Source organism: Microbacterium sp. R1 (genome assembly GCF_015159725.1).
Lineage (GTDB): Bacteria > Actinomycetota > Actinomycetes > Actinomycetales > Microbacteriaceae > Microbacterium > Microbacterium oxydans.
The window spans coordinates 262,670-288,387 of the sequence record NZ_JADDUD010000004.1 but is presented as its reverse complement, the minus strand read 5'-3'; the positions used below and the strand labels follow the sequence as shown (position 1 = coordinate 288,387).

Below are 25,718 nucleotides of genomic sequence, written 5' to 3'. Positions count from 1 at the left end.
TCAGCCGCGCTCGGGGGTGTGCACGCGGGCGAGGAAGCGCTCGGTGCGCGGCGACGGACCCCGCGGATCCAGCAGCGAGACGACGACCGTGACCGCTGTGGCGAGCGGGATCGTCCATGCGGCGGGCTGCGCGAGATAGGGCGCCGCTGCTCCGATGCCGCCGACCGCCGCGTGCACGAGCAGGGCGAGTCCCGCAGCGCACCCACCCGACACCATTCCGGCCACCGCACCTCGTGCGGTGAGCCCCCGCCACCACACGCCGAGCAGCACGACCGGCGAGAGGGTCGACGCCGCCACCACGAACACGACACCCACGCTCGACCCGAGGCCCGCCGGGGCCGTGAGCAGCGCCACGGCGAGCGGCACCAGGGCACAGAGCACCGCCGACAGCCGGAACGACCGCACGGATCCGGAGAACACGTCCTGGCTGATCACACCGGCGAGCGACACGACGAGTCCGGCCGATGTCGCGAGGAACGCAGCGAACGCCCCGGCGACGATCAACGCGGTCAGCAGCTCGCCGAGCACACCGGGGAACACACGCGAGGGCAGCAGCAGCACCACCGTGTCGGCGACACCGGGCACCGCGAGGTCGGGAGCGGCGATGCGCGCGAGCAGCCCCATCGTACTCGACACCGCGTAGAAGGCGCTCACCATGCCGATCACGATCACGGTCGTGCGCCGTGCGGACACCCCGGTCGGACTCGTGTAGAAGCGCACCAGCACGTGCGGTAGACCCATCGTGCCCAGCAGCAGCGCGAGCAGGAGCGAGGCGGTCTCGTAGGCGTCGAACCCCGAGGGCCCGGCCTCGACGGGGAACACCAGCGCCGGATCGAAGTCGTGCGGCCCCCCGCTGAGCGCGAACGCGATGAAGACCACGGGAACGAGGAGCGCGGTGAGCTTGAGCCAGTACTGGAAAGCCTGCACGTAGGTGATGGCGCGCATGCCCCCGGCCGCGACCGCTGCGGCGACGAGCACCGCGACGGTGACGGCGCCCACCCACTCCGGCAGCCCGGCGACGACCAGCAGCGTCAATCCCGCGCCGTGCAGCTGCGGCACGATGTAGAGCCAGCCGATGACCAGCACCGCGACGCTCGTGACCCGGCGCGCCGACGGCGACTCCAACCGCGCCTCGATGAAGTCCGGGATCGTGTAGGCCCCGCTGCGCCGAAGGGGTGCCGCGACGAATGCCAGGACCAGGAGATAGCCGGCCGCGTAGCCGATGGGGAACCAGAAGCCACGGGCGCCGTCGAGCAGCACGAGGCCGGACAGCCCGAGGAACGTGCCGGCCGAGAGGTATTCGCCGCTGATCGCCGAGGCGTTCCATACCGGCCGCACGGTGCGGGACGCGACGAAGAAGTCGCCGGTCGTGCGCGAGATGCGCAGACCGTAGATGCCGATCAGCAGCGTCGCGACGATCACGAGCGCGACGCCGATGAGGTCGAGCACGGCATTCATTCGCGATCCCGGAGGGCACGATATCGACGTTCGTTGCGCGCTGCGGTGCGCACGTAGAGCACCGCGAACACCACGATGATCGGATAGAACGCGTACGCCTGCAGCAGCCATGACAACGGCAGGCCCCAGACCATGACCTGCCCGATCTCCGGGATGAGCGCGATCGCCAGAGTCAGCGCGATGACGACGATCACGAACCCGGCGACCGTTCCGAGTGCGAGTCGCAGCTGACTGCGCATGAGAGCCCTGGCGTAGACGGCATCCGCCTCGTCGACGGGTGCGCCCGGCAGCGCGATTCCCCGGGTGAAGGCCGCCGGCCGACGATCAGGCAGATCAGCGGTCACCCGCACCCGCACGCGCTTCGGCTTCTCCGTCATCCCCCGACCTCCCCGCGCAACAGGGCATCGCGCACCGCTGGCACCAGGCGTCTGCTCACCGGCAGCGAGACGGAGCCGATCGAGACCGAGGGTTCAGCGCCGGAGAGCCGGGCCTCGGACACGACGGCGATGCGCACGAGCGAGGAGCGATGGATGCGCAGGAACCCGGCGTCCGCCCACCGCGTCTCGAGTTCCGAGATGGGCGTGCGCACCAGGTGCCCCGCACCGTCGCCGGTGTGCAACCGGGAATAGTCCCCCTGGGCCTGCACCCAGCGCACCTCGCTGCGACGCACGAACCGCACCACGGATCCGATCGTGACCGGCAGCATCTCGTCGTCGCCGGGCGTCGGAGCCTCCGCGACCTCGACCACCCGTCCGACCGCCTGTCGGAGCCGCTCGATGCGCACGGGCTTGAGGAGGTAGTCGGCGGCACGCAGCTCGAACGCCTCCACCGCCCTGGCATCATCGGCGGTCACGAACACGACGGCGGGCGGTTCCGCGAGGGCGAGCAGCGCACGCGCGAGCTCCATCCCGCCGAGCCCCGGCATGTGGATGTCGAGGAATGCGATCCGTACGGCCCGCTCCGACAGCAGCCGCAGGGCTTCCGCACCCGATGATGCGGTGACGATCGCGCCGATGCGCGCGTCCGTGCGCAGCAGATGGACCAGCTCATCCAGGGCGGGTCTCTCGTCGTCCGCGACGAGCACATCGATCGGCTGCACGCTTCTGGTCATGCTCGGCCGTCGCCGTCCGGGTCGTGCTGCGGCTGGGACTTCGGGACCCGCATGCGCACCAGGGTACCGGCGCCCGTGTTCGTCTCGACCACCAGAGCGCCGTCCGCCCCGTAGAGCTGGCGGAGCCGGGTGTCGACGTTGCGGAGTCCCACGTGGACCCCGTCGTCGCCGGCGGTGAGCGTCGCATGAAGAGCCTCGGGGTCCATGCCCACCCCGTCGTCCTCGACCGTGATCTCGGTGTGGGTGCCGTCGTCGCGTGAGGCGATGCGGATCTCCCCTCCCCCTTCGCCGGGCTCGAGCCCGTGACGGACGGCGTTCTCGACCAGCGGCTGCACCGAGAGGAACGGGATGACGGTGGCCAGCGTCTCCGGTGCGATCTGCAGCGTCACGCGCAGACGGTCCCCGAACCGCGCTCGTTCGAGCTCGAGATACGAGTGGATGCTGCCGAGCTCGTCGGCCACCGTCGTGAACTCCCCCTGGCGCCGGAAGGAGTAGCGGGTGAAGTCGGCGAACTCCAGCACCAGCTCGCGCGCGCGTGCGGGGTCGGTGAGCACGAAGGAGGCGATCGCCGTGAGGGCGTTGTAGATGAAATGCGGCGAGATCTGCGCACGCAGCGAGCGCAGCTCCGCCTCGGCCAGCTGCGTCCTGGACGCGTCGAGTCCGCCGAGCTCGACCTGCGCGGCACACCAGTCGGCCACCTCCTCCGAGGCACGCACCAGCGCGGCACGGACGGGCGCCGCGAAGGCGACCACGACGCCGATCACGCGTCCATCGACCAGGATGGGCGCCCCGACGGCCTCGAGGTCGTCGTCGGCACCGGGCGCGGGGAAGACCTGCCTGCGTCCCGACTCCCCGACCCTGGCGGCGATGCGGCGGGCAGCGGATTCCAGTCCGTCGGACGGCCCGTCGAACGACACCGTGCCCTCGGCGCTGACGATCGCGACCGCCGCGCTGCCGAGGAGCACCCGCAGGTGACGCGCGGCCTTGACGACGTCGGGGGCGGACAGTCCAGCGCGTAGATGCGGTGCCGCCAGACTCGCCTGATGCAGCACGGTGAGGGCGGCCTGTTCGGCGTCGCTCCCCAGCTCGGCGGCGCCGCGGGCGAGTCGACGTGCGAGCAGGAGGAGCACCGAGAGGACGATGCCGCCGAGCACGCCGAGGATCGCTGCGAGAACGACGTCGGTCATGGGTTCAGCCTACGGAGCCGCGCACGCCTCAGCAGCAGCGGGCACCGGGGTTGCGATCCTGGTCGTCCATCCGCTGCCGCCAGAACTGCCGCTCGGTCAGCGGCTCCTCGCCGGGATGCACGCGACCGTGATGGGCGACGTACGTCGCGTAGGCGCTGTCGCCCATCAGGGTCGTGATGTACCAGCGGATGCCGCGGCCGGCCCGCACCGCGGCGCTGAGCAGCGTCCGCAGGAGGGTGGTCGCGGCATCCGTCCGACTCGTGGTGTCAGCCATCTCAGTGTCTCGACATCAGTGGGTCGACGCCTTGCGCTCGTCGGCGAGGATCGGCTCCCACTGCTTCTCGAGCTCGCGTTCTTCGGCGCTGGGCAGGAACCCGGCCGGGGCGAAGCGGCGCGAGGCCACGGGTGCGTCCTCGGTGTTCTCGCCACCACCGTTGCGGATCGCCCTGATCGTGACGATCACGGCCGCCACCATCACGATGATCGCCAGGGTCACGAAGATGATCGACAGCGTGCCCTGCACGGCGGTGTTGCGGATGACCGCATCGAGCACCGCCGGCTCGCCGAGCGAGGTGTCTCCGCTGTCGCGGGCGGCGACGTAGCGGAAGTGATTCGCCCAATAGCCGATGGCCGGCACGGGAGAGGCGATCTTGTACAGCGACGCCGTGATCGTGACCACCGCGGTGAAGGCCAGAGGCAGCCCGATGATCCACAGCCACTTGATGTAGCTCTTGCCGCGCTTGGCGACGATGGCCATCACCACGGCGAGCGCGATCGCGGCGAGCAGCTGGTTGGCGATGCCGAACAGCGGGAAGAAGGTGTTGATGCCGCCGAGCGGGTCGGTGACGCCGAGGATGAGGATCGCTCCCCAGCCGGCCACCATGATCGCGGTGCAGATCCACACCCCGGGGCGCCAGGAGACGTCGCGGAACTTGGGGAACCAGGCGCCGATCGAGTCCTGCAGCATGAACCGGGCGACGCGGGTTCCTGCATCGACGGCCGTGAGGATGAACAGCGCCTCGAACATGATCGCGAAGTGGTACCAGAACGCCATGAGGGCCTGGCCACCGAGAGCCTGTTGCATGATGTGCGCGAGGCCGAGCGCCAGGGTGGGGGCACCACCGGTGCGCGAGACGATCGACTCCTCCCCGACAGCCGCTGCCGTGCCTGTGAGCATGTCGGGCGTCAGGTTCACCCCCGTCAGGCCGAGCGAGTTCACGAAGGCCACGGCCCCCTCGACCGTGCCCCCTGTGGCGGCGGTCGGTGCGTTCATCGCGAAGTAGATGCCCTGGTCGATGGAGATCGCGGCGACGAGTGCCATGATCGCGACGAACGACTCCATGAGCATGCCGCCGTAGCCGATGAAGCGCGTCTGACGCTCCTTCTCGATGAGCTTCGGGGTGGTGCCGGAGGCGATCAGGGCGTGGAAGCCCGACAGTGCTCCGCAGGCGATCGTGACGAACAGGAAAGGGAACAGCGGACCGGCGAACACCGGCCCCATGCCGTTCTCACCGAAGATGCTGATGGCGGGGACGGTGATCTCGGGACGGACCAGCACGATGGCCCCGGCGAGCATCACGATCACGCCGATCTTCATGAAGGTCGACAGGTAGTCGCGGGGGGCGAGCAGCAGCCACACCGGGAGCACCGCGGCGATGAAGCCGTAGATGATGATGCCCCAGGCGATCGTGGTGCGGTCGAGGTGGAAGATCGCCTGGCCCCACTCGGTGCCGGCGACCCAGCCCCCGCCGATGATCGCGGCCATGAGCAGCACGAAGCCGATGATCGAGACCTCGGTCACCTTGCCCGGGCGCAGGTAGCGCAGGTACACGCCCATGAACAACGCGATCGGGATGGTCATCGCGACCGAGAAGACGCCCCACGGGCTCTCCCCGAGCGCGTTGACGACGACGAGGGCGAGGATCGCGACGATGATCAGCATGATCAGCAGCGAGGCGATGATCGCGGCGGTTCCACCGATCTTGCCGAGTTCCTGACGGGCCATCTGCCCGATCGTGCGACCACCGCGTCGCATCGAGAAGAAGAGCACCGTGTAGTCCTGCACGGCTCCTGCGAGCACGACGCCGACGATGATCCAGATCGTGCCGGGGAGGTACCCCATCTGCGCCGCGAGCACGGGGCCGACGAGCGGGCCGGCACCGGCGATCGCGGCGAAGTGGTGACCGTAGAGCACCCGGCGGTCGGTGGGGACGTAGTCCTTGCCGTCCTGCTTCACCTCGGCGGGGGTGGCCCGGCGGTCATCGGGTCGGGTGATGTACTTCTCGATCACCTTCGAGTAGAACCGGTAGCCGATCAGGTACGTGCAGACCGCGGCGAACACGAACCAGATCGCGTTGACCGTCTCGCCGCGGACGATCGCGAGCATGGTCCAGGCGACGGCACCCAGCAGGGCGATCGCGGCCCACAGGATGATCTTCGGCAGGGTCCAGCGGTTCGCCTTCTCGTGGTGCTCTTCGGTGAGGGCCACGGGAGGGAGGTTCGGGTCGGTGACGATGATGGGCTCGTCGTCGACGAGTCCGGCGCCGTCGCGGCGGCGCGACGAAGGTGCGGTCATGGGGGTCTCCTCGGGATACGCGACGTTGCGTTCCCCCACGTTAGGAAGATCCCGCTCCCGACATGACCGCTCGCCGCGGTTGCTGCGACGAGCGGCGCGGATGGCGCGATGAACGGATACCGGGGATGTCCGTTCGCCCCGCCGCATCAGGCCCTCCCGCCACATCAGGCGGCTGCCTCGCGAATCGGCCTGTCTCCGCGGGATCGCCTGTTTCCGAGCGCCACGCACACGACGCCCCGCGGAAGGGAGACCGCGGGGCGTCGTGTGTGTGTGGAGGGGCTACTCCGGCTTCGCCGTCTCCGGCGCACTCGTCGGAGGCGCGCCCGTCGGTGATGCCTCGGGTGCCGGGGTCTCCGGTGCCGGGGTCTCCGGTGCCTTCGTCTCCGGTGCCGGGGTCTCCGGTGCCTTCGTCTCGGGCGCCGGAGTCTCCGGAGCCTTCGCCGCCGGCACGTCGACCGTCAGGACGGTGCGCACGTCGGATTCGCCGTACTGCACGACCCCGAGGTAGCGGGTGCCGGCGGTCAGGCCGGTCCAGCCGAGGTTGTACGACGTCTTCTTGCCGCGCACCGCGGCGAGCGGGTTCGGCGTTGCCGTGAGGTCACCCTCGCCGTCGGCCAGCACGTTGGCGTAGGTCATGTCCCACGTCATCGGGCCCGTCGTCGAGTAGATGTTCGCCACCACCAGGTAGGTTCCGGCCTTAGGCGACGGGATCGTGACCTGTTCGTCCGCCGAGCCGGTGGCCGAACGCCAGCGCTCGTAGTACTGCAGGTCGTCCGGGCTCACCACCCGGTACACGGTGAGGTCGAGGTCGCTGCCCTTGTCGTCCGACGAATCGAGGTCGAACCGCGAGAGGGTCGTGCCCTCGGGTACGTTCACGATCCACGAGACGTCCTTGTTGGCGTCGCCCGACTTCTCGTCACCCGAGTGCCCCTCGACGGGGTTGTCCGCGTCGGCGAGCAGTTCGAACGGCGTCAGACCCGAGAGTCCGAGCGCGAGGTCACCGGTGAGACCGGGGGTGATCTCGACAGCGGTGCTGCCGTCGACGCCACTGCCCGTGACCTCGGCCGGCGCATCGGCCGTGACCGGGAACAGCGCGATCGGCGAGCGCACCGAGTTCTTCGCACTCGTCCAGGTGAGCGAACCGGTGGCCCACCGCTCCACCGGAGCCGTGGCGTTGTCGAAGGTCACCGTGAACGTCTTGGTCTGGCCCGGACGGTCGAACTTCAACTGCTGCGGCGTGACCTTGACGTTCACTCCGGGCACCGAGGCTTTGGCCGTGAAGGTGCCCTTCTCGGTCGAGGTCACCGTGCGGGTGACGGTCTGTGCGCTGGTCAGGGAGCCGATCGAGATCGACGCCTGGTTCAGATCGCTGCCGTCGATGGGGTCGATGCCGGGGAAGTCCGACAGTCCCTTCCCGTCGAGGAACGCCGCCCAGTCCTTCACACCGTTGAGGTAGAGCAGACCCGGGTTCAGGTAGCGCTTCGGGTCGACCTGGCCTGCACCCTGCTCGAACGGATTCGTGTTCTTCGATCCGTCGGGCAGCACGGTGTCGTAGGCGGTGGTCATCATCGCCGACTTGATCTCCGCTGGCGTCGCCTTGGGGTGCTCGCCGAGGTAGAGCGCGGCGAGGCCGGCCACGTGCGGGGAGGCCATCGACGTGCCGGAGAGGATGCCGAACGTCGGCTTCTCCCCCGGAGCGTTCTCGGTCGCCGCGAGGATCGCGACACCGGGAGCCGCGACATCCGGCTTCATCACGTCGCTGCCGTCGGCCAGCATGGGCCCGCGGCTCGAGAAGCCCGCGATCTGCGGGGTCGGGGTGACGACGCCGGTGGTGTTCTCACCCACGAGGGTGATGGGACGATCCACGCCGCCCTGCACATACGCGAGCACGGCCGCGCGGTGCACGGCGTTCAGGTGCACGGTCGGCACCGCGTGGAAGTCGTTGTCGAGCGAGTCGGCGCCGCCGGGCACGTTCACGAGCACCATGCCCATGCCGCCGGCGTCCTTCACGACCTGCGACTTCTCGGCGCGGGCGTTGCCGCCACGGTCGCAGACCACGATGTGTCCGGCGACCTTGGCAGGATCGAGGGTGCCGGGCAGGCAGAGCTGCGGGGTGACGGCGCCCGCCGCCGCGGCGTCGACTGCGGCGATCGACGGGCCGGTGACCTTCTGACCGAACGGCACGCTCACCGAGGCTCCGGCCTGCGCGAACCCGTCGAACTGCACGGTGCCCTCCCAGGTCGGGATGGTCGATGCGGCCACCGTGGTGTACCAGGGCGAGGCGTGGTCGGCCGTGACCGGGTCAGGTCCGTCGTTGCCGGCGCTCGTCGCCACGAAGACGCCTGCTGCTGCGGCGTTGAAGAACGCGAGGTCCTCCGGGGCCATCACGGTGCTCGCAGCTCCGCCGCCGATGGAGTAGTTGATCACGTCGACACCGTCGGCGACGGCCTGGTCGATCGCGGCGATCAGGTCGCTCTGCGCGCAGATGTCGTCGGTGGTGACCGTCGTGTCGGGGCCGACGTAGCAGGCCTTGTACGCCGAGATCTTCGCGGCCGGGGCGACACCCGAGATCGTGCCGAAATCGACGTTCTCGATGCTGGCCTTGACCTTGAAGTTGCCCGCCGCCGTGCTCGCGGTGTGCGAGCCGTGGCCGTCGCCGTCACGCGGCGAGAGGTAGTCGTACTGGAAGTCGAAGCCGGCGGCCTCGGCCCCGGCGTAGAAGTACTGTCCGCCGATGAGCTTCGAGGAGTAGTCGCTGGTGTCCCAGTCCTGACCCTCGACCATCGCGGCCTGGAACTGCCCGCCGTCGGACTTGTCGAAGTAGACGTAGGTGCCGTCGGTGTAAGGCTGCCCGCCCTTGTTGCGGTTGTGCTGCTTCTTCTGCTTCTTGATCTTCTTCCCCTCGAAGGAGGGGTGCTCGGGGGCGATGCCGGTGTCGATCACACCGACGACGACGCCCTCTCCGGCGGTCGCGACCCCTCCGGTCTGCTGCCACACTCCGCCCTTGCCCTTGCGGTCGTCGCCGAGGCCGAGGTAGTCGGTCGAGCTCTGCGCGTCGGGGTGACGGATCTCATCCGGGTAGACGCCGAGGACGTCCTTCGAGGCGCGGAGCGCATCGACCTGCTCGCCGCTGAGGTCGGCGCTGAAGCCGTTGAGGACGACCTGATAGGTGGTGTCCGGCGTGACCCCGATGTCGCTGACGAGGTCTTCCTGCTCGGTCTGGAGATGTTCGACGTAGCGCTGCGAATCCTGCGACTGCGTCTCGAGCTGGTCGCCTTCGGCGGGCTTGGTGGCCTTCAGACCCTTGACGTCGCCCTCGTAGGTGGCGAGCGGATCCGACTTCATCACCACGATGTAGTGCCCTGGTGTGCCTGCGACGGGGACGGGGTGCGTCACCTCCTCCGTCGCGTAGCCCGCGGTTGCCGTCGATGCGATGAACAGCGTGGCCAGGGTGGTGGCTGCCGCCATCCGGAGGGGTGTTCGACCCATGTGGTGCTCCCGATGATCACGGTGCGGCCCTCTTGCTGCACCGCGGCCAACATATGCCCGACCCTGGCGATTCTCAGGAAGTCTGGCCGATCGGTCACCCGGCATTCGCCGATCGGCCAGGGTTATCCACGGCCGCCCTCGCGATACGTCGACAGTAAGCTGGAGAGGTGGCCCGCACCTCTGTCCTGACGACCCGCGTCCTGCTCGTATGCGCGGCCATCGGGGTCGCCACGGGCATCCTCGCCGGTATAGCCGGGTGGGTGACTCCGGTGCTGCTGGCGAGCCCCCTGCTGTTCTTCTACGGCCTGGTCCTCGGCTCGCACGTGCTGCCGGGCATCATCGCGCAGGAGGTGCTGCGCCTCCCGCTCGTCGCGCTGATCACCCATGTGTTCGCCGCTCTGATCGCGAGCGCCTTCAACCCGGCCTGGGCGCTGCGGTTCATCGGCACCGCTCTGCTGTTCGGCCTGATCCAGGAGGGGGTGGCCGCCCTCACCCGCTACCGCTCCTGGGGCCCGTGGCGCTTCTTCCTCTCGGCGGCGATCATCGGCGTCTTCGTGGCGGTCGTGGTGTTCTTCGCCGCCCACCTCTCGGTGATGCCGCTGTGGGCGCAGATCCTCTACCTCGCGATCTCGGTGCTCGGGCCGATCGCGTGGACAGCCATCGGCCTCGCGATCGGCTCGGCACTCAGCCGCGCCGGCGTCGCCCGCCGCTAGGCACTCCGCCCAGCCGCCGCGCGACGGCGCCCGAGACCGAGCTCACGAGCGCCTCGAGTGGACCGCGACGCTTCAGCGCCGCCAGGATCGCGCCGATGACGATCGCGCCAAGGATGTGGACACCGAGGATCGCCGGCCCCAGGTACCACCACGGGAGATCCGTCGACGCGTCGACCGCACCGGAGAGCAGCACGAACGAGGTGGCCGCCGCGGCGAGCACGTGCACCGTGTAGACCGTGAGCGGAGCGGCCCCCGCCGCCCTGACGGGCTCGAGCACGCGAAGCGCGGACTTGGGGAGGACTCCGGCGAGGAACAGCATGCTCGCGATGACGAAGAGTGCGATGCCGAACCCGCGCAGGATGTCGAGGGTCGTCCCCGTGTGCGGCGTCTGCAGCACGAGCGCCCACCACTGCGGAGAGAGTGGAGCGCCGAAGCCCGGCGTGCCGATGATGCTCTCGGTGGCGGCAGCCGCCTCGGGCGGCAGGGTCGCGACGAGGACCGCGCGCCCGAAGAACTCGTAGACGAGGGCGCTGGTCGACACGGCGAACACGGCGAGGAAGGCGCCGATGCCGGCCGTCCACGCGAGGAATCGCTTCTCCGTCCCGTTGCGCCGAGCGGCGATCAGCAGTGTGGCGAAGGCCATCCCGACGAGAACGTAGACGATCCAGGTCACGACGGGATAGGTGCCGGTGACGAAGATCGCGCGCAGCGCCACCGCCGGCTCCCCCCACTGCGGCCAGGACACTCCGCCGCCCTCCCCGATGACCCCCAGGGCCTGTCGCAGGAAGGCGTTGAGGATCGGCCCCGCGATCGCGAGGATCGCCGCGGAGACGAGCAACCAGCGCGGACTCACCCTGAGGAACGGGATGCTGCACAGCATGGCGACACCGAAGTAGACGAGGACGACCACGATGCTTCCCGGCGCCAGGGCGAGTGTCGCCCCGATGAGGATGACGAGCACACCCCGCACAGCCATCGCCCACCGTGCGGCGGCGACGTGGCCGCGTTCCAGGTAGGAGCGGGTGGCGAGCACGACGCTGATCCCGCCGACGACGGCGAACAGGGTCGAGGCGTTCCCGTCGACGATGGTCGACACGCCTTCGACGTGGCCTGGCAGGCCGGCCGGCGGGAGCAGGTGGGCGCAGAACATGCCGATGATCGCCAGGAAGCGCGCGAAGTCGATGCCGACCATCCGGCCGAGCTCGCCGCGACGACGTGCCGCATCCGACTCGGGTGGAGGCGTCGGCTGCTCCCTCCGCGCCGTACGGTGCGGTCGGGCGATCGTGTGCGTGTTCGTGTCTTGTGGCACGGTGCTCCCTCGTTCCTGCGGCGCCCGGTCGGCGCCTCTACGACGATGCCGGTTCTTCGGCCGCTCCACGTCCGTCCACCGGATGATCGATGTCATCCGCCGGAGGGCTTCTGTGCGCGTGGATAATCAGGTAAGGCTCAGCTAAGTTAGAAGGGTACGATCCGCCGACCCGGGACTCCGCCGTGCGCCCATCCGCGCCCCTGCTGAGCGTGCGTGACCTCTCCCTCACCCACGCCGATGCGGCGCACCCCTCTCCGCGTGATGTGACCTTCGACATCGATGCGGGAGAGGTCGTGCTCCTGCTCGGGCCCTCCGGTTCGGGCAAGTCGACGCTCACCCTCGCCCTCAACGGGCTCATCCCGCACGCCCTCCCCACAGCCATGATCGGCACGGTGGAGGCCGGCGGCATCGACACGGCGAGCGCCCCGACCGCGACTCTGAGCACCCGCGTGGCGATGGTGTTCCAAGACCCCGATGCGCAGATCGTCACCGGCAGTGTGTACGACGAGGTCGCGTTCGGCCCCGAGAACCTGCGACTGCCGCTCGACGTGGTGGAGAGTCGCGTCGAGGAGGCACTGCGCCGCGTCGGGCTCTGGGAACGGCGCACGGTGAACCCCGACCACCTCTCCGGCGGCGGACGGCAGCGACTCGCGATCGCCGGTGCCCTCGCGATGGGCTCACCCCTCATCGTGCTCGACGAACCGACCGCGAACCTCGATGCCCAGGGCATCGACGACGTGTACGCCGCGCTCGCTGAGGTGGTCGCTGCGGGTGACCGCGCCATCCTGCTCGTGGAGCACAACCTCGATGCGGCTATGTCGTTCGTCACGCGGACGATCGTGCTCGACCGCGAGGGTCGGGTGGCTTTCGACGGACCGGCGGCCGAGATCATCCGCGAGAACGCCGACGAGCTGGTCCGGATGGGCGTGTGGCTTCCGGCCGCCACCCTGACGGCGCTCCGACTCCGGGGTCAGGGGTTCACACTCGATCCGCTGCCGCTGTCTCCCCCGGAACTCGCCGTCGCACTCGAAGGTCAGCCGGTCTCGTCCCTGCCATCGAGCCAGACGACGTCGTCGAGCCGCACGACGTCGTCCGCCTCGACGACGAAGAGCGACGCCACGACACGGGTCGAGCCGATCATCCGCGCGCGAGGGCTGACGGTGCGCCGGCGTCGTGCCGAGATCCTCCACAGTGTCGACCTCGACCTTGCCCCCGGCAGTCTCACGGCAATCGTGGGTGCGAACGGGGCGGGCAAGACCACGCTGATCCAGGCACTCGCGGGCGTCGTACCGCCACCGCGTGGACAGGTGTCGGTCGACGGCATCGACCCGGGGACCGCGTCTCCCCGCGACCTCGCCGCACGGATCGGGTTCGTGTTCCAGAATCCCGAGCACCAGTTCATCGCCCCGACGGTGTTCGACGAGCTCGCCCATGGGCTGCGGCTGCGCCATGTGCCCGACGCCGAGATCACGGCGAGAGTCGACGAGATGCTCACGCGCTTCGGACTCGAGCACAAGACGGACGTGCATCCGTTCCTGCTCTCGGGCGGTGAGAAGCGGCGCCTGTCGGTGGGCACGGCGCTGATCACCCGGCCCCGTGTGCTGGCGCTCGATGAGCCGACCTTCGGACAGGACCGTGCGAGAGCCGCTGAGCTGCTCGATCTGCTGCAGGAGCTGCGCGCGGACGGGACGACCATCCTGATCGTCACGCACGACCTGCAGTTGGTGGCCGAGCACGCCAGCCACGTCGTGCTCCTCGCCGAGGGTAGGGTGCGGGCGACCGGGCCCACCGCCGCGCTCCTGCAGGACGAACTGCTGTTCACGGATGCAGGGCTGCAGCTGCCGGCCCTGCAACGCGTGCTGGCGTCCGCCGGCCTCGGGGTGAGCTCATGACCGCGACGACGTTCGACCCCTATGCACGCATGACGGCGACGTCGCGCCGGCAGTTCCTCTACACACTGAATCCGCTCGCGAAAGTCGCCGGCTTCGCACCAGCGATGGTGCTGCTCGTCTTCGTACGGGATCTGGCGACCCCCGCCGCGTTCCTGGTGCTCGCCTATGCGCTGATCCTGGTCGGCGCGCGTCTCACCGTGCGGCTCCTCGCCCTGCTGCTGCTCGCTCTCCCCGCCGGGATGCTCCTGATCGGCATCGGCTTCTCCCTGTGGGTCGACACCGGACTGGTCCACGACTCCACTCCGGTCGTGCGCATCGGGGACTGGACGCTCTACAGCGGGGCCCTGCTCCTCGGCTTCGCGACAGCGCTGCGGCTCGGCTCGATCGTCGCTCTCGCGCTCGTCGGCGGGCTCACCACCAGCGGGCCCGACCTGGTGCGGGCCAGTGTGCAGCAGCTGCGGGTACCGTATCGGATCGGCTACACGGCCCTGGCGGCCTTCCGTTTCGTGCCGCGGTTCGGGCATGAGCTCTCCGTGATCAGGGCGGCCCATCGGGTGCGCGGGTATCACGGCGGTCGCGGTCCGTTCGCGCGCATCGCCCGGGGGTGGGGGTACATCGTGCCGCTGCTCGCCGGCGCGATCCGCCACGCCGAGCGCGTCGCGTTGGCGATGGACTCGCGGGCGTTCGGTGCACATCCGACGCGCACCGAGCGGCACCTGGTCCCGTTCCGGACGCGAGACACCGTCTTCACGGTCGCGACCCTGCTGGCCTCTGCAGCCATCTTCGTCGTCTTCTTCCCCTGGCAGCTTCCCTGAAAGGCGTCCTGATGGCGTTCAGCAAGATGGTCAAGCCCGAGTCGTCCGAACTCCTCCACCTGACGGTGCTGCGCACGGAGCAGCTCTCGGCGCACTGGATCCGGGTGACGCTCGGCGGTGGCGAGATCGAGAAGTTCCGGCCGATGGGGTTCGACCAGTGGTTCCGATTGTTCCTGCCGATCGGAGGGGATGCCGGGCTCGACCGGGTGCCGGCGAAGGCGAACAAGGTGTTCGGGTACCTGAAGTTCCTGCGCATCCCCGACGGTGAGCGTCCGGTGATGCGCAACTACAGCGTGCGCGCGTACCGTCCGGCGACCGCGGAGGCCGGCGCCGAGATCGACGTCGACTTCGTGCTGCACGGCTCGGCCACGGACGGCACCGCCGGCCCCGCGTCGCGATGGGCGGAGACCTGCGAGCCTGGCGAGCACGTGCTGATCATCGACGAAGGCCTCACGTTCAACCCGCAGCGCGGGGTGGAGCGGGTCGTGCTGGTCGGCGACGAGACCGCCCTGCCCGCGATCTCCTCCATCTGCGCCTCGCTGCCTGCCACTGCGACGGGCACCGCGATCGTGGAGGTGCCGAGCGACGACGACGCTCTCGCGTTCACGCATCCCTCGGGCGTCGAGGTCGTGTGGATCGTGCGGCCGCATGGCATCGCTCCCGGGGCGCTCGCCCTGGAGACGCTGGCACGCGCTGCCCTGCCGGATGCGCCGTTCCACGCATATGCGGCGGGCGAGCAGGCACTCGCCTCAGGGGCGCGCAAGCATCTCGTGGGCACGCGCGGGGTCGACAAGAATGCTGTGAGCTTCTGCGGCTACTGGAAGATCGGCGCCTCATCCCCCGCCTCGAAGGCCGCGCGCGACGCTGCAGCGGAGCCCCTCGCGTGAGCGGAACGGATGCAGCCGATGGCCTCGCCTCCAGGGGATCAGTGGGAGATGCTCCCGCAGCAGCAGCCGGACATCGCGCGTCAGTCGCCGGTGGACGATTCCGCTTCCCCACCGCCATCCTGCTGACCTGTGCCGCGCTCGGCGTCGCCGGGGCGGTGCTGCTCGCGCCGATGAACTGGTTCTCGACGCTGCTGACCGGGCCGCTGCCCTTCGTCGGCATGGCCCTCGCCGGCCTGTGGCTGTTGCCGTCCGTGATCGCGCTGAGGCTGCTGCGGAAGCCGCTGGTCGGACTCCTCGTCGCGCTGATCGCCGGCCTCGTGATGGTCCCGTTCTCCGGGTACGGTTTCAGCAGCGTGCTGACGAATCTCTGGTGGGCGGCGTTCACGGAGCTGCCGTTCCTGTTCGTGCTCTGGCGCTACTGGGGAACGTGGATGCACTACGTCGGCGCCGTCGTCGTGGGCGTCGTCTACCCGATCTCGGCGTGGGCCTGGTTCGATCTCGGATCCATGTCTCTCTTCGCCCAGGTCGCCTTCTTCGCCGTGACGATCGCCAGCTGCGTCGGCGGCACCGCCCTCGGCATCCTGATCGCCGACCGTCTGCGCAGGGCAGGAGTGGGCAGGGCAGGAGTGGGCAGGGCAGGAGTGGGCAGGGCAGGAGTGGGCAGCGCCGGAGTGGGCAGGGCAGCTGTCAACGGGCGCCGCTGAGCCTCAAGAGCACAGCCGCCCTCATCACACTCCTCAGGCGGGGTCGACCGGTGCGGTAAGACGGAGCACATCGCACCGTCGGGCGGCGTCCTCACCCGAGACCCCCCCACCGGACGACCGTCACCAGAGACCAGCCTCACCAGAGACCAGCCTCACCAGAGACCAGCCTCACCAGAGACCAGCCTCACCAGAGACCAGCCTCACCAGAGACCAGCCCACCAGAGACCGACATCCTCACGCAGCGACGTCGAGGCGTGCGCGACCGCCGAGCCTCGGGGTCTGCGCAGGATCGACGTATCGCGGCGGAATGAACCACACCCGCGCGCCGCTCCCAGTCCCCCTCCTACTCCCGCCCCCACTCCTACTCATACTCCCGGCATCGTCGATACGGATCTCCCACCCGTTGTCGTGGATGCGGTGGTGACACGTTTCGCACAGCAGTACCCCGTTGGAGAGGTCGGTCGGCCCGTGATCTCGTTTCCACCAGCGGATGTGATGGGCCTTCGTCATCTCGGGCGGCAATCCGCACATCGCGCATCCCCCGTCGCGCTCCACCAGCGCCAGCCGTTGTGCGCGGGTGAACAGCCGCTTCTCCCGACCCCATTCGAGGATCTCGCTGTCGCCACCGAGAACACACGGGATCACACCGCCACCGGCCGCCATCCTGCGCGCAGCTCCGACGCTGACCGGGTGATCGACACCATCCAGGGTCGCCGACCCCGTGCCGGCTTCCAGATCGTCGAGGTTCATCCGCACGATCACTGTCGCCCCCGCTACCGGCACCCGCTGCTCGCACCCGAGCACGTGCGCACAGAACACCGCCAGAGCATCAGCTTGGATCATCGGCACCGTCCGGCGGTCCGCATCGGGCGCACCCTCGTCGGGCGCATCTTTTCGCGCGGCGAACGCGGCGGTCACGTACCCCCGGATCGCGGTGACCACCGGAGCCGCGGTCTCGACGTCGAGCACCGCGTTCAGATGCACCATGCCGTCACGCTCGAACAGCGATAGCGCACGTCTGTTGCGCCGTTCGTCCTCCCTGGGCTCCAGACCGTCCGGGTCGAGCCATGCTTCCGCGCGGACCACGAGCTTGCGCACATCGTCGAGCGCCAAACCCGCCGCTTTCTCCGCCAGCACCCGCTCGCCTTCGGCGATACGCTCCGCTCCCGCGGCGATCCGACAGCGATCGAGGAGCGCGATGATCATCGCGGCGGCCGGGGCGCCGAGCGCACCCGAGTCGAGTGCCGTACTCACCGACGGGTACTTCGCCGGCAGAGGGGCGCCCAGGAGGTCGCTGCGGGGTGCAGTCGCTTCGCCCACCTTGACGAGGCGCGAGGCATCGCCCGTCGACACTCCCGTCGCAGCCGCGATCAGCGTCGCCGGATTGCGGTAGCCCTGCTGCTTCGCCAGGCTCTCCGCGCCGAGCTCTGGACGCGACTCACGCGATATGCACGCCGCCACCGAGACATGCACGGCATCCAACCGACGCCGCAGCACCCCGATCGACTCGCTCACCGCCATCAGCTGCTCGCGCGACAGGTCTCCGGAGTCGTCGGCATCCGACCACGCCTCATCGAGGCGGGACATCGCCTCGTGCAACGCGGTCAATCTGGACATGCTTCATTTTATCGCGGATCGTGCCGAGATTCGAAGATTTGTTCGATCGCATGCCGGTGAGACCGGTATCCCGAAAGCCGCCCTCCCCGGACCGACCCACCAGGCCCACCAGGCCCACCAGGCCCGCCAGGCCCGCCCGACCCGCCCGACCCGCCCGGCCTGCCCGGGCCACCCGGACACAGGAGCCGCCGGAGTGCCTCACTGCACGTCGGTGAACAATCCCATGACCTCCGGTCCCATCTCGACCTGGCTCAGGACGACGCGGAACGAGCCGTCCTGGTCGATCCAGAAGTCCGTCCCCTGCCCACCCGACCAGCCGAACCGGCCGACGTGCTCACCCTCGGTCTGCACCGCGACGCCGAATCCCCACCCCGTGCCCTCCCAGAATCCCGGGAAGAAGCTGTCCGCGGTCTTCGCTGCGGCCGGCACCTGGTCCGAACGCATCAGCGCGAGCAGCTCCGGGTCGAGGACGACACTCCCGCGATGGCGCCCGCCGGCGGCCAGCATCCCCGCGAACACGGCATAGTCGGCGGCCGTCGACACGAGTTCCGAGTGATTGAGATCGAACGGCGCAGGCGCGACGGAGAACCCTGCGGCCGCCGGCTCGATCTCGACCAGCTGGCCCTCCTGGTGCCGGTATGCCGCGGGCAGCCGATGCGCCTGGTCGACGGGAACCGTGAAACCCGTGTCGACCATTCCCAGCGGTCCGAAGAGGTCACGCCGAAGGTGCTCCTCCAGCGACCCGTCGACCACTCGTGAGAGCAGGATCCCGAGGATGCCGAAGGAGTGGTGGTAGCGCCATCCGGTGCCGGGCTCGAACGCGAGCGGGAGCGCGGTCAGCGCGTCCAGCCACTCCTGTGCGCCCATCGCGACCGGCTTCTGCCCCGCGACCGTCCGATTCCTGATCATCGCCTCGGCGAGCGGCGACGACACGACCTGCACGCCGTAGCCCGAGGTGTTGGTGAGCAGATGACGCAGAGTGATGGGCGTCGTCGCAGGCGCGACGTCGTCGAGGGGAGCATCCGGCACGCGCAGCACCTGACGATCGGCGACCTCAGGCACCCACTTCTCGACGGGATCGTCGAGAAGGAGGCGCCCCGCCTGCACGAGGCGCAGTGCGGCGACCGCGAGGATCGGTTTGGTCATCGACTGGATGCGCACGATCGCATCCGCCGGCAGGTCTCCGGCCGCGACGATCTCGAACGCCCCACCGGGTTCACCGTGCACGCCGATGATCCCCGGCGCCGTGCCTCGCGCGACGTGTTCATCCAGGATCCGTGCGAGCGACGTCGTCATGCAGTCGATTCAACCGGGCCGCAGCACCCCTGTCCACGCCTCGACGGCGATAGGGCAACGACGAGAAGAGGCCCCGGATGCGAAATCCGGGGCCTCTTCAGGGGAGGCGCGTCAGCGCTTGCCGGCGATCTGACGCCCGACGAGGTCGCGCATGATCTCGTTCGTGCCGCCGTAGATGCGGTGCACTCGGGCATCGGTGAACGCGCGGGCGATCGGGTACTCCATGATGTAGCCGTAGCCCCCGTGCAGCTGCACTCCCGTGTCGAGCACCTCCCACTCGCGTTCGGTCGCCCAGAACTTCACCTTCGCGGCATCCTCGGCGGACAGCTTCCCCTCCGAGTAGGCCCGGAGCGCGCGGTCGATGTAGGCCCACATCGCATCGGTGGTCGCGGACATGTCGGCGAGGCGGAAGCGGGTGTTCTGGAAGTCGGCGATGCGCTCACCGAACGCCTCGCGGTCCTTCGTGTAGGCGATGGTCCAGTCGAGGGCGGCCTGTGCGGCTGCAGCTGCGGCGACGCCGATCGAGAGGCGCTCGAGTGGCAGGTTCAGCATCAGCTGGATGAAGCCCTGACCCTCTTTGCCACTGATGAGGTTCTCGTCGGGGACGAACACGTCCGTGAAGCTGAGCTCGGCCGTGTCCCAGCCGTGGAAGCCCATCTTGCTGAGCTTCTTCCCCTGGTCGAAGCCCTCCATGCCCTTCTCGACGAGCAGGAGGCTGAACGCGTCCGGACGGTTGCCCTCACCGGTCTTGACGAAGGTCACCACGACGTCGGCGGTCGTGCCGGAGGAGATGAACGTCTTCGCACCGTTGAGGATGTAGCCGCCGTCGACCTTCTTGGCGTTGGTCTTGATCCCGCGCAGGTCGGAGCCCGCGCCGGGGTCGGTCATCGCGAGGGCGCCGAGCACCTCGCCGGTGGCCATGCGGGGCAGCCACTTCTCCTTCTGCTCCTGCGTGCCCATGTGCACGAGGTAGGGGACGGCCAGGTCGTCCTGGATGCCGAACGCACCGGCCAGCGAGCCCGCACCGGAGGCGATGACCTCCTCCATGACGATCGTGCGGAAGCGGTAGTCCTGCAGCATCCCCGCGCCGCCGAATTCCTCGGGGACGGAGAGCCCGATCAGACCGGCCTCGCCGGCCGCCAGCATGGTCGCGCGGTCGATCTCGCCCGCGGCATCCCACCGCTCGATCGCTTCGCCTGTCACGTGGCGCTTGACGAAGTCCTTGACCAGGTCCCGGAAAGCCTCGTGATCCTCGTCATAGATGTCGCGTTCCATGCCGTCCTCCTGAACGTGTCGTGCATCATTGCTCCGGAGATTCTACGACGCCGCGGAGGCCGGGGACAGGACGTTGTGAGAATGCATCCCATAAAACGTGAGACTGGGTTCCGCGGTTGTCGGATGCCGCAACCACGGCCTTCCCACCCGGTTCAGTGCGAGTAATCGGGCGCAGCGGGGAGCCCGAAGAACTCCTCCAGCGTATGGAATCCGCCCTCGTGGTATGCCGCCGCGAGGTCGACCCCGACGTAGCGGAGGTGCCACGGCTCCGGGGCGTATCCGGTGACCGGGGTGCCGACCTGCTCGTAGCGCACGATGAATCCGTACTCCCAGGCGTGAGCGGCGACCCAGTCGCTCTGGGCGGTGCCGCCGAAGCCGTCGAGTCCGCCGCAGCCCGCACCGCACGCCACCACATCGAGGGCGAGACCCGTCTGGTGCTCGCTGTGACCGGGGCGAGCCGAGCCGGCATCCGCCTCCGCCTGCCCCTGCGAACGCACGTGCGAGCCGTAGGTCGTCACCTGAAGACCATAGGAGCGGTAGCCGTTGTTCGCCCCGATGCGTCCCACGCCGGCCGCGGCTGCCGCATCCGCCATCCGGCCGACGGCGGCGGCCACGTCGGAGCGCACACGTCCGGACGGCGTCGTCATCTGCAGCGGCACCTGAGCGAGGTCCGCCGGCTCGTAGGCGGGGGGATTCAGCGGCAGCGACTTGTTCACCACCACCCAGAGGCGTGCGGGGTCGCTGAGCGAGACGCAGGGGGCATTGCCCGCCACCACCGCCTCGCGGAAGGCCACCCCTCCCCCGAAGCCCGCGATCGCGCCCGCATCGTCGCCGTTCGCGATGGCCTGCTGCACCGACGGCTCGGCACAGGGGTCGGCCGCCGTGGTCGCAGCGACCTTGACCGGCGGGACCTGCATGACCGCGACCGGCACGGGCATGACCTCGGCGTCGGACGACGGCACCGGACCGGACCCGATCGAGCAGAGGATGCCGATCGCCGTCAGGGCGACGCCGATCGGGAGAGCGGGTCCGCGGATCGGGGACCGCGGCGCCGCATGCTGAGCGTGCGGCAGAAAGGGCATTGGTCCATCATCTCATTCGAAGATAGTTATGAGAGCGGCTTGCATCAGGATCGATCATCTGTTCGAATAGTCGAATGCGGTGGCAAGGACAGAAACTCGGCGAGACGGATGCATCCGCGCTCCCCGGCCTCGAAGACCGATCCAGCGTTCTGCGCTCGGTGACCACGCCCGAGTTCGCGGGCATGACGTTCCACGAGGTGCTGTCGAAGTCGGCACTGAACCATGTCCCCGGCGCCTCGCGCATGCCGTTCGCATGGACTATCAACCCGTACCGCGGATGCTCTCATGCCTGCGTCTACTGCTTCGCCCGCGGCACGCACGAGTACCTCGACCTCGACGGCGGCTCCGATTTCGACTCGCAGATCGTCGTGAAGGTGAATGTCGTCGAGGTGCTCGAACGCGAGCTGCGCAAGGGCAGCTGGGAACACGAGACCGTCGCCCTCGGGACAAACACCGATCCGTACCAGCGCGCCGAGGGCCGCTACAAGCTCATGCCGGGGATCATCCAGGCCCTCGCCGCATCGGGAACCCCGATCTCCATCCTCACGAAGGGAACGCTGATCCGTCGAGACATCCCGCTGCTCGTGAAGGCCGCGCAGCGTGTGCCGATCGATGTGCAGATGTCGATCGCGATGTACGACGACGACCTGCAGAAGGCCATCGAGCCGGGGGCACCGACGACGCAGGCCCGCCTCGACACCGTGCGAGCACTGGCGGATGCGGGTTTCCCCGTGACCGTCTTCCTCATGCCGATCATGCCCCATATGACCGACTCCCTCGCCGCGATCGACAGCGCCCTCGTGCGCATCAGAGAGGCCGGTGCACGCTCGGTCATCTACGGAGCCCTGCACCTGCGACCCGGCGTGAAGCCGTGGTTCTTCCAGTGGCTCGACGCGAATCGCCCCGACCTCGTCTCGTCGTACCGCGGCCTGTACCCGGGAGCCTCCGCCGAGGCGCCGAAGGGGTACAGACAGTGGCTCGCGAAACGCACTCGTCCGCTCATCCGCATGCATGGACTCGACGGCCGCCACGAGGACGACTACCCCCGGCGAGGCCTTCGACCGGGGCAGGGTCACGTGCAGTCGGGCCCTCGAGTCGCATTCGCACCCAGCGCGCGATCCGAGGCATCACCCGCACAGCCGATGCTCTTCTGAGAGCGCTGGTCCGGCGCTCCTTCGCCGGCCGCGTAGGCTCGGGGATCATGGCGATCGGTTCCACAGTCCACACATTCGAGGTGCAGCTCGCTGACACCGATCGCGGCGTCTACGAGGACTACTCGCTGCGCGCGGCCCGGCATCCGTCCGAGACCGATGCGTACATGCTCACCCGGGTGCTCGCCTACGGGTTGGAGTTCGCCGAGGGCATCGCGTTCGGTGGCAGCATCTCCTCGACGGAGGAACCTGCAGTGCTCGTACGCGACCTCACCGGGCTCATCACGGCCTGGGTCGAGATCGGCGCGCCCGATGCCGAGCGCCTGCACTACGGCAGCCGTCTCGCCGAGCGCACCGTCGTGTACACGCACCGCGACCCCGCCAAGGTGATGGCACCGTGGACGGACAAACGCATCCACCGCCGCGAGGACATCCGCGTCTACAGCTTCGATCCCGGGTTCATCGAGACCGCTTCGGCCCTCATCGAGCGCCGGAACACCATGACCCTCACCGTGACCGAGGGCGTGATCTACCTCGACCTCAACGGCACGAACCTGACTTCCGCCGTGCACGTGCACGAGCTGGCCTGACCCCGCGCCCACACTCCCCGCACGACGAAGGCCCCGCCTGCGAGCGCAGGACGGGGCCTTCGTGAAGGAGACTCAGGCGGTCAGGTCGGCCGCGGTCGGCACGCGACCGGCGATCTCCTCGATCACGTCGTCGTCCAGACGGGCGTTCTCGAACGGGGCGTCGATCTCGGCGCGATCGAGCAGCTCGGTCATGCGGCGCTGACGCTGACGCGTGATCAGCGTGACGACGCGACCCGAGCGACCGGCACGACCGGTGCGACCCGAGCGGTGCAGGTACGTCTTGTACTCGTCGGGCGCATCGGCCTGGACGACCAGGTCGATGTCGTCGACGTGGATGCCGCGGGCGGCGACGTCCGTGGCGACGAGCACGTTCACGCGACCCGAGGTCAGCCGCTCCAGGTTGCGCGTGCGCTTGGCCTGGTTCAGGTCTCCGTGCAGCGAGACGGCGGGGATCCCGGCGTCGTCGAACTGCTCGGCGAGCATGTCGGCGTAGGCGCGGGTGCGGGCGAACACGAGCGTCTTGCCGTCGCGGTCGACGAGCGACGTGAGGATGTCGGCCTTGTCGCGGTGCTCGATCACGAGAACGCGGTGCTCGATCGTCGAGGAGTCCTGGTCCTCACCGGCGACCTCGTACACGGCCGGGTCGACGAGGAACTCGTCGACGAGCGCGGCGACCTCGCGGTCCAGCGTCGCCGAGAACAGCAGCTTCTGGCTGCCTTCCGCGGTGTGACGGAGGATGCGCTGCACGGGCTCGACGAACCCGAGCTCGCACATGTGGTCGGCCTCGTCGAGCACCGCGATGCGGCAGTCGGAGAGGTCGAGCTTGCCCTGGTTGATGAGGTCCTCGATGCGACCGGGGGTGCCGATCACGATGTCGACGCCCTTCTTGAGCGCACCCACCTGACGGCCCTGCGGCACACCACCGTAGATCTGCGTGGTGAACAGGCCGACGCTGCGCGCGATCGGCTGGATGGTGCGGTCGATCTGCAGCGCGAGCTCGCGGGTCGGAGCGAGGATGATCGCGCGCGGCGAACGTCCGAACTCACGGCGCTTGCCGGCCTGCGACTGCAGCACACGCTCGACGAGCGGTGCGCCGAAGGCGATGGTCTTGCCGGAGCCGGTGCGGCCACGGGCGAGCACATCGCGACCGGCGAGCACGGCAGGGATGCTGGCGGCCTGGATCGGGAACGGCGTCGCAGCGCCCATTCCGACGAGTGTCTCGACGATGTTCGAGCCGAGACCCAGATCGCCGAACGTCACACCATCGACCTCGACGGCCGCGACGGACTTCGCTTCGAGGCGCTCGTGGACGACATCGTCACCGGGCGCGAACTTCGCTCCGGTCGAGGCCGGACGGCTGGTGGCATTCCAGTCGTTGCGGCTCGGGCGCTCATTGCGTGCCGGGCGGCCACGGGTGTCCGAGGTCAGCGGACGGGGACGCTCGGTGCGGTAGGCGCCGCCGGTCGACGGACGCTCGCGCCCACCCTCGAAGGAACGCTGGGTGCGGTCGCGGTCGAAAGCACGACGTGCGCGGTCGGCGTCGAAGGAACGCTCGGGGCGCTCGGCGCCACGGTCGTTCGAGCGGGTGCGGTCGAAGCTGCGGTCGTCGCGCCGCGGACGCTCGTCGCGCTCGAACCGGGGACGGTCGTTGCCGCGGTCGTTGAAGCGGGGACGCTCGCCGCCACGGCGATCGTCCCGAACCGGACGTCCGCCATCGCGGTGGTCGTTGTCGCGGAAGCCCTGACGCTGGGTGCCGGCACCGCGGTCGTCACGACGCGCACGCTCGTCACGGTCATACCGGGGGCGGTCTCCGCCACGGTCGTCACGGTAGGTGCCGGGGCCGGTCGGACGCTGTCCGCCACGGTCATCGCGACGCGGACGGTCGTCGAAACGGCCGCCGGCGCTGGGACGGTCGTTGTAGCGAGGGCGCTCGGAGCGGTCGTCGTTGCGGTGGTGCGGAGCCTCACGGCGCCCGGACTCGGCACGGTTGCGAATCGCGCGGGCCTCATCGCGGCCTGCGCGCTCGGACGCACCCCACCGCTGCTTGGGAGCACCGCCCTCGGCCTCGGCCGGGCGGTAGCCCCGGTGACCGGCGCTGCGGCTGCCCGGACGACGGTCGTATCCGCCTGCGGCGGGAGCGGAGCGGCGGTCACCGGCATCCGCGCGTCCACCGCGCTCATCGCGCGCACCGTCGCGGGCGGGCCCGCCGTTGTGGCGATCGTGGAAGGAGGTCTTCTTGGCGCCGTAGCGCGGCTCGAAGTTGGCGGCGGGACGCCCGCCGCGGGGCTTCTTGTTCTTCGGCATTGCGGTGTTCTTTCTGTGTTCTCGCACGAGAACAGCGCCGCGCACACGCGCGAGCACCCAGCGCGTGGTCGGATGCGACCAGCGGGGTTCCGGACTGTCAGCGGCCGGGGCCATTCATGTGATGGTTGATTTGCGTCGATCGACGCTCACCATCGGCCCCTGGACTCACACTTCACACACATAAAACGTCCGCGCCAACGCGCGGGTGTCCGAAGCCGACCGTTCAAGTGTAGCCGACGCTCCTGAGAGACCGCACGGACCCC

20 protein-coding genes are annotated in these 25,718 nt (G+C 69.3%); 7 read left to right on the top strand and 13 right to left on the bottom strand.

What is annotated here, in order from left to right; all coding sequences use genetic code 11:
- The 7 genes from ILP86_RS16700 to ILP86_RS16670 form a co-directional block, all read right to left on the bottom strand.
- Nucleotides 1–1,458: a cation acetate symporter gene (locus ILP86_RS16700; protein WP_193762486.1), complete on the bottom strand. Its 1,458-nt coding sequence runs from the start codon at nt 1,456–1,458 to the stop codon at nt 1–3.
- Nucleotides 1,455–1,835, bottom strand: a complete 381-nt coding sequence (locus tag ILP86_RS16695) for a hypothetical protein (RefSeq protein WP_046746619.1) — start codon at nt 1,833–1,835, stop codon at nt 1,455–1,457. The genes ILP86_RS16700 and ILP86_RS16695 overlap by 4 nt, the downstream gene beginning before the upstream one ends.
- A complete protein-coding gene (locus tag ILP86_RS16690) occupies nt 1,832–2,569 on the bottom strand; it encodes a LytTR family DNA-binding domain-containing protein (protein WP_193762485.1) in 738 nt (245 codons plus the stop codon). Before ILP86_RS16690 ends, ILP86_RS16695 begins: the two co-directional genes overlap by 4 nt.
- On the bottom strand, nt 2,566–3,756 hold the full coding sequence (locus ILP86_RS16685; protein ID WP_046746617.1) for a sensor histidine kinase: 1,191 nt from the start codon (nt 3,754–3,756) through the stop codon (nt 2,566–2,568). The genes ILP86_RS16690 and ILP86_RS16685 overlap by 4 nt, the downstream gene beginning before the upstream one ends.
- Before the next feature lie 28 nt (nt 3,757–3,784).
- Nucleotides 3,785–4,030, bottom strand: coding sequence for a YbdD/YjiX family protein (locus ILP86_RS16680; protein ID WP_046746616.1), 246 nt, complete (start codon nt 4,028–4,030; stop codon nt 3,785–3,787).
- Between the two features lie 15 nt (nt 4,031–4,045).
- The gene (locus tag ILP86_RS16675) at nt 4,046–6,331 is read right to left on the bottom strand and encodes a carbon starvation CstA family protein (protein WP_058632149.1); all 2,286 of its coding nucleotides are present in this window, start codon (nt 6,329–6,331) and stop codon (nt 4,046–4,048) included.
- Between the two features lie 279 nt (nt 6,332–6,610).
- Nucleotides 6,611–9,820, bottom strand: coding sequence for a S8 family serine peptidase (locus tag ILP86_RS16670; protein ID WP_193762484.1), 3,210 nt, complete (start codon nt 9,818–9,820; stop codon nt 6,611–6,613).
- A gap of 167 nt (nt 9,821–9,987) precedes the next feature.
- Between ILP86_RS16670 and ILP86_RS16665 the strand changes: the two genes are divergently transcribed.
- On the top strand, nt 9,988–10,533 hold the full coding sequence (locus tag ILP86_RS16665) for an ECF transporter S component (protein ID WP_193762483.1): 546 nt from the start codon (nt 9,988–9,990) through the stop codon (nt 10,531–10,533).
- Here the strand turns inward: ILP86_RS16665 and ILP86_RS16660 are convergent.
- Complete coding sequence (locus tag ILP86_RS16660; RefSeq protein ID WP_308431967.1) at nt 10,505–11,842, bottom strand: heparan-alpha-glucosaminide N-acetyltransferase domain-containing protein; 1,338 nt, start codon at nt 11,840–11,842, stop codon at nt 10,505–10,507. The genes ILP86_RS16665 and ILP86_RS16660 overlap by 29 nt on opposite strands.
- A gap of 182 nt (nt 11,843–12,024) precedes the next feature.
- On the opposite strand from ILP86_RS16660, the gene ILP86_RS16655 reads away from it, so the two are divergent.
- The 4 genes from ILP86_RS16655 to ILP86_RS16640 are packed head-to-tail and all read left to right on the top strand — an operon-like array spanning nt 12,025 to nt 16,140.
- Complete coding sequence (locus ILP86_RS16655; RefSeq protein ID WP_193762482.1) at nt 12,025–13,734, top strand: ABC transporter ATP-binding protein; 1,710 nt, start codon at nt 12,025–12,027, stop codon at nt 13,732–13,734.
- Complete coding sequence (locus tag ILP86_RS16650) at nt 13,731–14,549, top strand: energy-coupling factor transporter transmembrane component T (protein WP_058632145.1); 819 nt, start codon at nt 13,731–13,733, stop codon at nt 14,547–14,549. The genes ILP86_RS16655 and ILP86_RS16650 overlap by 4 nt, the downstream gene beginning before the upstream one ends.
- An 11-nt stretch (nt 14,550–14,560) precedes the next feature.
- On the top strand, nt 14,561–15,436 hold the full coding sequence (locus ILP86_RS16645) for a siderophore-interacting protein (protein ID WP_113681034.1): 876 nt from the start codon (nt 14,561–14,563) through the stop codon (nt 15,434–15,436).
- On the top strand, nt 15,433–16,140 hold the full coding sequence (locus ILP86_RS16640) for an ECF transporter S component (RefSeq protein WP_308431966.1): 708 nt from the start codon (nt 15,433–15,435) through the stop codon (nt 16,138–16,140). Before ILP86_RS16645 ends, ILP86_RS16640 begins: the two co-directional genes overlap by 4 nt.
- Before the next feature lie 234 nt (nt 16,141–16,374).
- Here ILP86_RS16640 and ILP86_RS16635 read toward each other — a convergent pair whose 3' ends face one another.
- The 4 genes from ILP86_RS16635 to ILP86_RS16620 form a co-directional block, all read right to left on the bottom strand.
- Nucleotides 16,375–17,757, bottom strand: coding sequence for an HNH endonuclease signature motif containing protein (locus tag ILP86_RS16635; RefSeq protein ID WP_227751333.1), 1,383 nt, complete (start codon nt 17,755–17,757; stop codon nt 16,375–16,377).
- A 198-nt stretch (nt 17,758–17,955) separates the two neighbouring features.
- Nucleotides 17,956–19,053, bottom strand: coding sequence for a serine hydrolase (locus tag ILP86_RS16630; protein ID WP_193762481.1), 1,098 nt, complete (start codon nt 19,051–19,053; stop codon nt 17,956–17,958).
- Nucleotides 19,054–19,164: 111 nt separating this feature from the next.
- Nucleotides 19,165–20,328: an acyl-CoA dehydrogenase family protein gene (locus ILP86_RS16625; RefSeq protein WP_046746493.1), complete on the bottom strand. Its 1,164-nt coding sequence runs from the start codon at nt 20,326–20,328 to the stop codon at nt 19,165–19,167.
- A gap of 152 nt (nt 20,329–20,480) precedes the next feature.
- The gene (locus tag ILP86_RS16620) at nt 20,481–21,410 is read right to left on the bottom strand and encodes a M15 family metallopeptidase (protein ID WP_141370591.1); all 930 of its coding nucleotides are present in this window, start codon (nt 21,408–21,410) and stop codon (nt 20,481–20,483) included.
- A 74-nt stretch (nt 21,411–21,484) separates the two neighbouring features.
- Here ILP86_RS16620 and ILP86_RS16615 point away from each other — a divergent pair, with 74 nt between their 5' ends.
- Nucleotides 21,485–22,564 carry an Rv2578c family radical SAM protein gene (locus ILP86_RS16615; RefSeq protein WP_193762480.1) on the top strand — a complete coding sequence of 360 codons (1,080 nt, stop codon included), beginning with the start codon at nt 21,485–21,487 and terminating at the stop codon, nt 22,562–22,564.
- Nucleotides 22,565–22,611: 47 nt separating this feature from the next.
- On the top strand, nt 22,612–23,151 hold the full coding sequence (locus ILP86_RS16610; RefSeq protein ID WP_046746496.1) for a YaeQ family protein: 540 nt from the start codon (nt 22,612–22,614) through the stop codon (nt 23,149–23,151).
- Nucleotides 23,152–23,223: 72 nt separating this feature from the next.
- Here the strand turns inward: ILP86_RS16610 and ILP86_RS16605 are convergent, their stop codons facing one another.
- The gene (locus tag ILP86_RS16605; RefSeq protein ID WP_193762479.1) at nt 23,224–25,455 is read right to left on the bottom strand and encodes a DEAD/DEAH box helicase; all 2,232 of its coding nucleotides are present in this window, start codon (nt 25,453–25,455) and stop codon (nt 23,224–23,226) included.
- Nucleotides 25,456–25,718 lie beyond the last annotated feature (263 nt).